The following is an 11,345-nucleotide window of genomic DNA, read 5'->3' on the forward strand; positions in this document are numbered from 1 at the left end:
TACGCTTTTCCTGCCGAGCAATCGGCAGGAAGAAACTTTCTAATACTTTTTATTTTCTTTATCTCAGTATGTTAAGAAATTATGTAACTGATGTTTATAAGATATAAACAACATTACAATAATTGCCCAAAGCAATTATAACCTCTTAAGGTGGTTATTGCGGCGGGGCTCACCTCTTCCCATCCCGAACAGAGTAGTTAAGCCCGCCTGCGCAGATGGTACTGCAGTTATGTGGGAGAGTATGTCGTCGCCTTTCTTTATTTGAACCCCAGTCTGAAAAGACTGGGGTTCTTTTGTTTATAGATACCACGTGTTCGCCCTGCGGGCTCGGTTCGTCGCCTTTCTTTAAAAACCCCAGTCTGAAAAGACTGGGGTTCTAAAAACTCTTTAACGAGTGATCCTTACGATCAAACCCAAAATCATGCTAACCGTCATAAACTCAAAGCTACCCATGCGCAACAAAGCGATTACACGGGATTTCTATGTGAACCACTTGGGTTTTCAAGAATTGGGTAGTGCTGACTTTGACGGGTATTTGATGGTGTAAAAAGACACGATTGAAATTCATTTTTTTGAGTTTATAACCTATCTAAATTTAAATATGCATCTGTCTTAAAGGAGATTAATACAAGTATAAGTTTAATAGAAGAGAATACCAAGACGAACTAGGGGATCAATCCCAAAACCTGTGGAGCGATAAAAATTAAGTATAAATATTTGTTAGTCTAAAAAGGAAAAATTCTATATTTCTAACCGCTCTGAATTGAGATCTAAACGCTTTTATTTTAGCATTGAATGACTTAGCCGATGAATTTGTGCTTCTATTATCAAAATAGTTTAATATTGTTTGGTAGTGATTCATTATTGATCTTGAGATTGTATTGAAAGATTTAAAGGTTTAAACCCTGATTGATTTACTTTTTCATGCCATCTAGCGAGCCTTGAAAGACCAATAATTTTATCGGTTGTTCTCTCAAAGATGGTTCTTAAATCTTGAGCTAAGTCATAGGCTTTTTCAATATAGGGATACAATTCAAACAACAACTTGGCACGTTCTGCTTGATTTTCAGACCATTTTGATTTGTTTTTATATAAGAAATAGCGACTTCTTGCCAATAATTGTTTGGCAGTATCATCATTTGCTAATAGTATAGGGTTGTATTTTTTCTTTGATGATTTTGCTTTTTCTATAGCTTTATTCTGGAGGTCAATTGCTTGCCAACGATACTAGATTCTGATTTCTTGTAAAGCTTCTTAAGCTAACTTTTGAACATGAATTTAGCGAAGCGGTATCTCGAATTCCAAAATTTCAATGAAAATATATGAGTAAACCGGTCGGTTATCCTTGTGGCATTTGGAAAGCACATCTTGGCAATTAATGCCATATTTGCTGCCATGTACAATGTAATTTCCGAGACTTGATTGCGTTGTTTTAGAGAGATTTTTTTGATAATTGCAATAACAGTATTGGCTTTAGTTCCGGCAATCATTGCAACTATAGTTCCGTTCTTTCCTTTTGCTGCTTTATTGGTTAAGATAGTATAGAATTCTGCGTTGGAGAGAGAAGTTTCATCAATCGATAAACGTTTGCCTAAGTTTTTTGGAAAAATAAGCCATTGTTTGGCGTGTGATAGTTCATCCCACGTTTTGAAATCACTTAGGAAATCTTTGTATTGATGTTGCAGATTTTTGATACTAACTCCATAGAAAGAAGTAATGGCTTTACAATCATTAGGCTTCGAATCTATTGATCTCTTTTAAAAAATACGCAAACTTTTTACTGATGACGCTGCTAAACAAATTCACGAAAATAGATACGGTGGGCAAATAGCTTGAGGTGATTATGATATTGATATGATTAGTAGTGTAACTAGTGGCACTTTTGGAGTTAGTAAGGAAATAGACGCTTATAATACACAGTATTAATTTGAGGGTAATATTGAATATTGTACTTGCTAACTTTACCCGCATAAAAGTTAAGAATAAAAGCCTTAATTTTAAATTATGAAAAAGAAAAGGAAAATTTATTTTAATCAACAGTAATAAGTGCCAAAAAATTGAAGTTATTATCTAAAACAGAATGTTACGCCAATAAAAAACACTTCTTATTAAAAATAGTTGCTAATTTGAATTTATAAAACCAATCAAACGCTTATTTTTGCGCTATGGCAAAGAAAAATACAGACAAAGTTGTCTTTCATCAAATAAAAGTCCTTGATGCTGGTGCAAAAGGCGTATCGGTAGCAAAGGCTCCCGATGGTAAAGTAGTTTTTATCCCGAATGTGGTTCCGGGTGACGTGGTTGATGTGCAAACTTTTAAGAAGCGCAAGGCGTATTACGAGGGAAAAGCAGTTCATTTTCATGAATATTCGGAGCATCGTGTTGCACCTATTTGCGAGCATTTTGGTGTTTGTGGCGGTTGTAAATGGCAGAATATGAAATACAGCCAACAATTGCATTACAAACAAAACGAAGTAAAAAATCATTTGCAACGCATTGGAAAAATAGAACTTCCTGAATTTGAGTCAATTCTTGGTTCGGAAAAACAGTTTTTCTACAGAAACAAAATGGAATTTTCATTTTCGAACAGCCGTTGGTTGACCGAAGCGGAAATTGGCAGCACCGAAGATCTAGGAAATAGAAACGCACTTGGTTTTCATATTCCGAAAATGTGGGATAAAATTCTGGACATCAACAAATGTCATTTGCAAGAAGATCCATCGAATGCCATTAGAAACGAAGTAAGAGACTTTGCCAATGCGCATGGACTGACTTTTTTTAATCCAAGAGCACATGAAGGTTTGCTTAGAACGCTGATGTTGAGAACCGCTTCTACTGGTGAAATCATGGTTTTGATCCAGTTTTTCGAAAACGATAAAACCAACAGAGAATTACTTCTGGATCATCTTCACAAGAAATTCCCACAAATCACTTCGTTGCAATACGTTATCAATAATAAAGCCAACGATACTTTATACGACACCGATATTAAATTATATAAAGGAAGAGATTACATCTTGGAAGAAATGGAAGGATTGAAATTCAGTATTAACGCCAAATCTTTTTATCAAACTAATTCTGATCAAGCCTATGAATTGTATAAAATAACGCGCGATTTTGCCGGACTTACCGGAAACGAAATCGTGTACGATTTATACACCGGAACTGGAACAATTGCACAGTTTGTATCTAAGAATGCCAAAAAAGTTATTGGAGTTGAAAGTGTTCCTGAAGCTATTAAAGATGCCAAATTAAATGCGGAACGCAATGAAATTACTAATTGTGAGTTCTTTGTAGGTGATATGAAAGTGGTTTTCAACGATAGTTTTATAGCACAAAATGGACATCCTGATGTGATTATTACTGATCCGCCAAGAGACGGAATGCATAAAGACGTAATTGAACAAATCATGAAGATTGCGCCTGATAAAGTAGTTTATGTCAGTTGTAATTCGGCAACACAAGCGCGTGATTTGGCGTTGATGGATGAGAAATACAAAGTGACCCGGGTACGTCCTGTGGATATGTTTCCACAAACACATCATGTAGAGAATGTTGTACTTTTAGAAAGAAGAAAATAGTGGTCAGTTTTTAGTATTCAGAACTTAAATTACGGAACACTAAAAACGGAACACTAAAAACGGCACACTGAACACTGAATAGTATTATATGAAAAAAACATTTTTATTGTTATTGTTTTTCGTTTTCGCTTTCTCCAGTTGTGAGAAAGATGATATTTGTGATGCAAATACCCAAACTACACCAAGATTAGTGATAGAGTTTTATGATTTTTCAAATCCTTCTGTTCTAAAAAATGTAACAAATCTAAAAGTAGTTGGTGAAGGAATGACGGATGGAATTGTTTTTAATGGTCTCCAAACTACCAGTGCAAATAAGATTTCGATTCCATTGAAAACAGCCAAAAGTAGTACCAGTTATAGTTTTACGCTGAACTCTGGAAATCCTAATTCGGCATTGGTTGATGAAGATAATATACAATTTAAGTATACTACACAGGAACTTTTTGTCTCCAGAGCCTGTGGCTACAAAACAATATTCACATTGGATCCAACAAATCCATATACCCATACTGATGCAACAACGGCAAATCAAAAATGGATACAATTTATATCGGTTGAAAGAAGTAACATCGAAAATGAAAATGAAATACACATTAAGATCTTTTTTTAGTTTTGGTCTCCTGTTGTCGTTGACTTTGATGCAAGCGCAAGAGAAAACACCTGTGAAAGAGAGCACGAAAACTACCCAAACAGATGAAATCATTCCCGAAACTCCATTGCAGCGGGTTGGAATCAATACGGAACCAAAAAATAACGATTCGATTCCCATAAAAACAGATCGCTATGGGATACGTGTAGGAGTTGATTTATTCAAACTGACGCGAGCTTTGTATGACCAAAATTATAAGGGAATTGAATTTGTAGCCGACTATCGGTTGACTAAAAAGTATTTTTTAGCGGCCGAAATTGGTAATGAAAACAAAACTACAGCTGATGATCGCGTCAATTTTACCACCAAAGGCTCCTACATAAAAGCCGGTTTTGATTATAATGCTTATGAAAACTGGCTGGATATGGAAAATGTGATTTCTATAGGAATGCGCTACGGTTTCAGCACATTTAATCAGGAATTAAACAGCTATCGCATCTACAATGCAAACCCTTATTTTGGTGAAGTCCCGGAAATTGTATCCGGCAAAAAGTTCAGTGGACTATCCGCCAGCTGGATTGAAGTGGTGGCTGGAATAAAAGCTAAAGTATTTGACAACGTATTTATGGGATTCAGCCTTCGATTGAACCGATTAGTAACCAATAAAGAACCGGAAAATTTCTCCAACTTATATATTCCTGGATTCAACAGAACTTATGATGGCAGTTTTGGCGTAGGATTCAATTATACGGTGACGTATTTTGTCCCTATTTATAAGAAAAAAGTGAAACCTATTGCAGTCCCAAAAAAGTAGATAAAAAAATAACCGCTAATTCGCTAATTTTTATTTAGTGCAAAAAATTGGCAAATTAGCGGTCACTATTTTAAAAATAGAATGTCTTAGGATTTCTAAACTATCCTATTTCCTTAATTCCTTTCATCAAAATCCACTTCATGAATAATTTCTCTCCGTCTTTGGTTTTTATCGCATGGAATTTTGGTGATAAAAGTGTTCCTATGACAAATGCGGTTAACGGAATCCATAATCCGGTTAAATTCGTGTAATGTTCCACTACATATCTCGCAGAAATAAATAAGATTGCAAAACATCCCAATTGATATAAGAATGCTCGTATTTGTAATTTAGTCATTTTTTAAGTTTTAAAATTTTTAATTCAAAGGTCGAAAGTAAAAACAGAATACTAGTTTATTCAGCAGTATCAGTTGTTACCTGAAACTTTGTTCTTTTACTGCCTTCATACATTTCGTATTTTACCAAACGGGCTTCTAAGCCGGCATTGAAAAGTTTAATTTTTCTGGAAGGTTTTAGCCCTACATATTTCAAAGCTTCCAAGTTTGCTGTAATCATCCAAGCATTCGTACCAGGATAGTTTTTCTTTAAAGTATCGCCAATGTTTTTATAGAATTCTTCCATGTGAATATCCAATCGCTCATCATACGGCGGATTGAAAACAATATGAAGTTTCCCTTCGGAAGACTTCTCGGTATCAAAAAAGTTTTGTTCGTCAATAGAAATATACTCCTCCAGATTGGTGTTCTTGATATTGTCTTTGGCTTTTTGAACGGCACTTGGTGCTTTATCATAGCCTTTTATGGTGTAATGAAACTCCCTAACGCGTTTTAATAAACTGTCTGAAATACTATCAAACAAATCATTGTCCCAATCGTTCCATTTTTCGAAAGCAAATTCCTTACGGTTGATATTTGCCGGAATATTACAGGCAATCATTGCTGCTTCAGCCAGAAATGTTCCGGAACCACACATTGGATCTAAAAAATCCGTTTGACCGTCCCAACCAGAAAGCAGTAGAATTCCTGCAGCCAAAACCTCGTTTATAGGAGCAATATTGGTAGCAGTTCTATATCCACGTTGGTTCAACGGATTACCTGATGTATCCAGTGCTACTGAAACCTGGTCTTTATCAATATGAATATTGATTCTCAAATCAGGATGTACTTTATCAATGCTAGGTCGTTGCCCAGTTCTCTCTCTGAACTGATCTACAATTGCATCTTTACATTTTTGAGAAACAAATTCCGTGTGATTAAAATATTCTGAATGCACGGTGGTATCAATCACAAAAGTCTGATTAGCACCAATCAATTTAGACCAATTGACTCCCGAAATTCCTTTGTATAAAGCCTGTTCATTATTAGCCTTGAAAAAATAAATTGGCTTTAGGATTTTCAAAGCCGTGCGCAAAGATAAATTCGCTTTGTACATGAACCCTTTATCGCCTTTAAAACTTACCATTCTCACACCTTGCTCTACGTTTTGTGCACCAAGGATTTGCAATTCTTTTGCTAATATTTCTTCAAAACCAAAAAAGGTTTTGGCAATCATTTTATAATTATTTTCCATTTGCGCCCTTTACCCCTCAAAGGGGAAATTGTTATCGTTATATTCGGCAAAAATACACTAAATTTGCATCAATCGAATTAATTGAAAAAGAATAAATGTCTGCAGCACAAAATCCGCCAACTGAAAACCAACTGAAATCAACTGAAAACTGGTATACTTCCTGGTTTGACACTCCGTATTATCACATTCTGTACAAAGACCGAAACTATAGAGAAGCACAGATTTTCATGGATAATTTGACGCATTATCTCAACTTGCCTGAAAAAGCTAATGTATTGGATTTAGCCTGTGGCAAAGGCAGACACTCTATTTATTTGAATCAATTAGGTTTTACGGTTTTGGGTGCGGATTTATCAGAAAACAGCATTGCCGAAGCTACTAAAAATGCAAATGAAACCCTTCATTTCAAAGTACATGATATGCGGGAACCTTTTGATGAAAAATACGATGCCATTTTTAATTTATTTACTAGTTTTGGTTATTTCGAAAATGACCAAGATAACCTGACTACGCTAATCGCAATCAAAGAAAGCCTATCGGAATATGGATTTGCTGTGATTGACTTTATGAACGTCACCCAAGTTATCGAAACACTGGTTCCCGAAGAAACTAAAACGGTCGAAGGAATCGATTTTCACATGAACCGTTATCTGAAAGAAGGATATCTGTATAAAGAAATTAAATTTGAAGACAAAGGACAAAAGTTTCACTTTACCGAAAAAGTTAAAGCATTAAACCTAAAAGATTTTGAGATGTTAATGGAAGAAGCCGGTATTTATTTGTTAGATATTTTTGGCGATTACAAATTAAAAAAATTCCATAAAACAGATAGTGAACGACTAATCATGATTTTCAAATAGTTGTTGGGTTAATTGGTTAATCGTTTATAAGGTTAATCAAAAAAATAAACCGGAAGAAAATCAACAAATAAACGATTCAACAAAGAATATGAATTACCTTTTACCTTTACTTTCCGTACTTATAGGATATAGTATCGCCTTGGTTTTAAAACCAAAAAATAAAACCAATCTAAAATTACTATTGGCCTTTAGTGGTTCGTTTCTGCTTTCCTTGACCGTAATGCATTTGTTGCCAGAAGTTTATGAAAGTGTAAATCCAACTATCGGACTCTTTATTATGCTTGGAATATTGTTCCAAATTATATTGGAATTTTTCTCAAAAGGTGCTGAGCACGGACACGTACACGGATATGAAACCATGACCCAAATCCCGTGGTTATTGTTTATCAGTCTTTGCATTCATGCCTTTCTGGAAGGATTCCCGGTAAGCCATCATCATGATTTAGCGGTAGGAATTGCCATTCATCATTTGCCTATAGCCATTATTTTGACTACTTTTTTCATCAATTCAAACCTGAATAAAAAGGCTATCTTTTTCTTCATGATCACTTTTGCAGTCATGACGCCGTTGGGAACTGTTCTATCGGATTATTTGCCCATATTAAATGAGTATTATACTGAAATCACAGCCATTGTAATTGGGATATTATTCCATATCTCTTCCACCATTATTTTTGAAAGTAGTGAAGGACACAAGTTTAACATCGCCAAAGTTTCCATGATCGTGATAGGAATTGCGCTGGCGTATTTTATATAATTTTACAATTTGGGCGTGACCGCAAGGGTCGGGCTATATGTTGCAATCTTTTTTATTCCGCTGTCGCTACATAAAAAAAGATTTCCACTTCTATCCCTCACGCAAGAAATAAATGTACGGGCACCTCGCGAGTTGTCCCTTCAAAAAAAATAAATATGGAATTCAAAAAAACCACCGAGCAATCCTCAAAATACGACGATTTAGAAAAAATGTCGGTTCAGGAATTGCTTTCTAATATCAATCAGGAAGACAAAACCGTTCCTCTTGCCGTAGAAAAATCCTTGCCACAAATAGAAACTTTAGTGACTGAAATTGTTACCAAAATGAAACTCGGCGGACGATTATTCTACATTGGAGCAGGAACATCCGGTCGTATCGGGATTCTTGATGCATCGGAATGTCCACCAACTTTTGGAGTCCCTTTCAATTTAGTAATCGGGATTATTGCTGGTGGAGATACCGCAATCCGCAAAGCCGTAGAAAATGCCGAAGACAACACAACTCAGGCTTGGATAGACTTAAAAGCTTTCGAGCTAAATGAAGATGATGTAGTTATAGGAATAGCAGCTTCCGGAACAACACCTTATGTTATTGGAGGATTGCAAACTTGCAACGAAAATAATATTACTACAGGAAGTATTTCTTGCAATGCAGGAAGTCCGCTTTCGCAAACCGCAAAATTCCCTATAGAAGTAGTTGTTGGGCCCGAATTTGTAACTGGAAGTTCCCGTATGAAAGCAGGTACGGCACAGAAACTGGTACTCAACATGATCTCAACAGCCACTATGATTCAGCTGGGAAAAGTAAAAGGCAACAAAATGGTCGACATGCAACTGAGCAACAGCAAACTCATAGATCGTGGCATAAAAATGATACTGGGAGAAATTTCTGTTTCCTATAAAGAAGCTGCCGAATTATTAAAAAAACACGGAAGTGTGCGAAAAGCAGTTGATAATTACAAAAAGTAACACTTGTTTTTCAACATATCGATTACCTTTGAAGAGTAAACCTATAAACAAGAAAAATGGCAACCAACAAAGAACTTTTATCTAAAGGAATTAAATATTTGGCAGGTGCTTTGCCTTTGCTGTTTATTGGTCCAATTGTCATTACTAATGCTTTTATGAATCAACACAATGTTTGGCACTATTTAGTTTTAGCAATAGGTATCATTACCTGCATCAGTGCAATGTATTTGATGTATTTGGGACTAAAAACAATTATGAAAAGTTTATTTAATGACTAATGGAAAACCTAATTCACGTTCAAAAAACATTCGAAAAAATTATTTACGTCGATAAAAAAGTGAATAACAGAGAATTTGAGGATTGCGTTTTTAGAAACTGCGATTTATCCAATAGTGATTTTTCTTATAGCAGTTTCATGGATTGCGAGTTTATTGATTGTAATCTGGCTATGACTAAATTATCCGGAACTAGCTTAAAAGGAATACAATTCAAAAACTGTAAATTGCTTGGAATTCAATTTGAAGAATGTGATGATTTCTTGTTTAATGTCAGTTTTCAGGAATGTGTTTTGGATTATTCTTCGTTTGCCAATAAAAAAATGCCAAAGACAAAATTCATTTCCTGTTCGTTAAGAGAAGTAGGTTTTGTTGGGACCAATCTTACGAGTTCCGTTTTTGACAATAGCAATCTGGATGGTGCTGTTTTTAATAATACGCAATTAGCTGGAGCCGATTTTTCAAAAGCAACTGATTTTAAAATTGATCCTGAATTCAATCCGATGAAAAAAGCAAAATTTTCGACACAAGGAATTATTGGTCTTCTGGACAAATATGATATTAAAATCCAATAATCTACTACCCCAGATGGAAGTGAAAACCAAGCAAGGCTTAAAGCTATTTTTTCTTGACTAAAAAGAACGACTAAAAGAAGTTCCTTTTTTGTCAATAGAAAAAAAAATTAAGCCTTGGGAGTTGCAACGCACAGCTGGATTAGGTACTAAAAAAAATAAAAATGAAAAAAATAATATTTCTTCTCCCACTGCTATTGCTGTTGTCTTGTTATACTACAGAGCGCAACTGCAAAGATTTTAAAACCGGAAAATTCAAATTTGAATATGACGTAGACGGTGTTACGAAAACGGCTTTTTTTGAGCGAAACGACAGTATTGAAATTGAGACTTTTGAAGGAAAAACGGATACAGCTTCCATTCGTTGGATCAGTGATTGCGAATATGTACTGCAAAAACTGCATCCTAAAAACATGGCTGAAGAAAAAGCTATTGGTATGAAAATTTTGACTACATCAAAAAAATCGTATACCTTTGAGTTTGGAATGGTTGGTTCTGATGCCAAACAAAGAGGAACAGTAACAAAGATTTCGGATTAAATATTTTAAATCAAACAATTATAACTACATAAAATGGAAGTATTTTTAAATCCTGATGCTTGGGTAGCACTGTTAACATTGACGTTTCTAGAAATCATACTGGGTATTGATAATATCATCTTTATCTCGATTGTTACAGGAAAATTACCCGTTGAAAAACGAAAAAAAGCCACGCAAATTGGTTTATTTCTAGCCATGTTCATGCGGATTGCGCTGTTATTTGGGATTACACTTCTTATTGCAATGAAAGAACCGTGGTTTAGTGTGGATTGGGGTTGGTTCTCTGCTCATTTTAACGGGCAAGCGATGATATTATTGGCCGGTGGTATATTTCTTATTTACAAAAGTACCAAGGAAATTCACGAAAAAGTAGACCATAAAGGAGAAGAAGAAAAAAATTTAAAAACTTCGGCGGCAAAATCATTTGCTAACGTTATTGTCCAGATTTTGTTGATTGACCTTATTTTCTCCGTAGACAGTATTTTGACTGCTGTAGGCATGACTAACGGACTGGAAGGTGCATTGTATATTATGATTACGGCTGTTTTAATTTCTGTTGGGGTTATGATGCTGTTTGCGGTGCCGGTTGGAACGTTTGTAAACAACAATCCATCTATACAGATTTTAGGTTTGGCATTTTTAATTCTGATTGGTTTTATGCTGATCACGGAGAGTATGCACTTATCCGAAGCAGTATTGGTAGGCCAATCTGTAGGAGTGGTTCCTAAAGCTTATTTGTATTTTGCAATTGCTTTTTCATTGGCTGTCGAGTTCCTAAACATGAAAATGAGAAAGAAAAAATAATTATTTATAAAAAAAAT

The 11,345-nt window shown here is 35.2% G+C and carries 13 protein-coding genes, 1 rRNA gene and 1 pseudogene; 12 read left to right on the top strand and 3 right to left on the bottom strand.

What is annotated here, in order from left to right:
- Window positions 1-146: 146 nt before the first annotated feature.
- Window positions 147-256 (top strand): 5S ribosomal RNA (gene rrf / locus EKM03_RS06790).
- Window positions 257-421: 165 nt separating this feature from the next.
- The gene (locus EKM03_RS15245) at window positions 422-547 is read left to right on the top strand and encodes a hypothetical protein (protein ID WP_317125163.1); all 126 of its coding nucleotides are present in this window, start codon (window positions 422-424) and stop codon (window positions 545-547) included.
- Between the two features lie 156 nt (window positions 548-703).
- Here the strand turns inward: EKM03_RS15245 and EKM03_RS06800 are convergent.
- A pseudogene (locus tag EKM03_RS06800) lies at window positions 704-1,685 on the bottom strand (transposase).
- Between the two features lie 480 nt (window positions 1,686-2,165).
- On the opposite strand from EKM03_RS06800, the gene rlmD reads away from it, so the two are divergent.
- The 3 genes from rlmD to EKM03_RS06815 all read left to right on the top strand — a co-directional run bounded on the left by rlmD (window position 2,166) and on the right by EKM03_RS06815 (window position 4,984).
- Window positions 2,166-3,581, top strand: coding sequence for a 23S rRNA (uracil(1939)-C(5))-methyltransferase RlmD (gene rlmD / locus EKM03_RS06805; protein WP_126463077.1), 1,416 nt, complete (start codon window positions 2,166-2,168; stop codon window positions 3,579-3,581).
- Window positions 3,582-3,669: 88 nt separating this feature from the next.
- Entirely contained in the window at window positions 3,670-4,191 is a 522-nt protein-coding gene (locus EKM03_RS06810; protein WP_126562969.1) for a DUF6452 family protein, read from the top strand.
- Window positions 4,163-4,984: a DUF6048 family protein gene (locus EKM03_RS06815; protein WP_126740082.1), complete on the top strand. Its 822-nt coding sequence runs from the start codon at window positions 4,163-4,165 to the stop codon at window positions 4,982-4,984. Before EKM03_RS06810 ends, EKM03_RS06815 begins: the two co-directional genes overlap by 29 nt.
- 100 nt (window positions 4,985-5,084) lie before the next feature.
- Here the strand turns inward: EKM03_RS06815 and EKM03_RS06820 are convergent, their stop codons facing one another.
- Together EKM03_RS06820 and EKM03_RS06825 are read right to left on the bottom strand one after the other, a co-directional pair.
- On the bottom strand, window positions 5,085-5,321 hold the full coding sequence (locus EKM03_RS06820) for a hypothetical protein (RefSeq protein ID WP_126463073.1): 237 nt from the start codon (window positions 5,319-5,321) through the stop codon (window positions 5,085-5,087).
- Window positions 5,322-5,377: 56 nt separating this feature from the next.
- The gene (locus tag EKM03_RS06825; protein ID WP_126452595.1) at window positions 5,378-6,553 is read right to left on the bottom strand and encodes a class I SAM-dependent RNA methyltransferase; all 1,176 of its coding nucleotides are present in this window, start codon (window positions 6,551-6,553) and stop codon (window positions 5,378-5,380) included.
- A gap of 95 nt (window positions 6,554-6,648) precedes the next feature.
- On the opposite strand from EKM03_RS06825, the gene EKM03_RS06830 reads away from it, so the two are divergent.
- The 7 genes from EKM03_RS06830 (at window position 6,649) to EKM03_RS06860 (ending at window position 11,328) form a co-directional block, all read left to right on the top strand.
- Window positions 6,649-7,413, top strand: coding sequence for a class I SAM-dependent methyltransferase (locus EKM03_RS06830; RefSeq protein WP_126463070.1), 765 nt, complete (start codon window positions 6,649-6,651; stop codon window positions 7,411-7,413).
- 88 nt (window positions 7,414-7,501) lie between these two features.
- Window positions 7,502-8,170 carry a ZIP family metal transporter gene (locus EKM03_RS06835; RefSeq protein ID WP_126562967.1) on the top strand — a complete coding sequence of 223 codons (669 nt, stop codon included), beginning with the start codon at window positions 7,502-7,504 and terminating at the stop codon, window positions 8,168-8,170.
- Window positions 8,171-8,325: 155 nt separating this feature from the next.
- On the top strand, window positions 8,326-9,138 hold the full coding sequence (murQ, locus tag EKM03_RS06840) for an N-acetylmuramic acid 6-phosphate etherase (RefSeq protein ID WP_126740083.1): 813 nt from the start codon (window positions 8,326-8,328) through the stop codon (window positions 9,136-9,138).
- 56 nt (window positions 9,139-9,194) lie between these two features.
- Window positions 9,195-9,416 (top strand): DUF6095 family protein, encoded by a 222-nt coding sequence (locus EKM03_RS06845; RefSeq protein WP_126463064.1) that lies wholly within the window; start codon window positions 9,195-9,197, stop codon window positions 9,414-9,416.
- On the top strand, window positions 9,416-9,988 hold the full coding sequence (locus EKM03_RS06850) for a pentapeptide repeat-containing protein (protein ID WP_126562965.1): 573 nt from the start codon (window positions 9,416-9,418) through the stop codon (window positions 9,986-9,988). Before EKM03_RS06845 ends, EKM03_RS06850 begins: the two co-directional genes overlap by 1 nt.
- 161 nt (window positions 9,989-10,149) lie before the next feature.
- A complete protein-coding gene (locus EKM03_RS06855) occupies window positions 10,150-10,524 on the top strand; it encodes a DNA topoisomerase IV (RefSeq protein ID WP_126463060.1) in 375 nt (124 codons plus the stop codon).
- Between the two features lie 33 nt (window positions 10,525-10,557).
- Window positions 10,558-11,328 (top strand): TerC family protein, encoded by a 771-nt coding sequence (locus EKM03_RS06860; protein ID WP_126463058.1) that lies wholly within the window; start codon window positions 10,558-10,560, stop codon window positions 11,326-11,328.
- Window positions 11,329-11,345: the final 17 nt, after the last annotated feature.

The organism is Flavobacterium sp. GSP6, assembly GCF_003984855.1.
Classification (GTDB): Bacteria; Bacteroidota; Bacteroidia; order Flavobacteriales; family Flavobacteriaceae; genus Flavobacterium.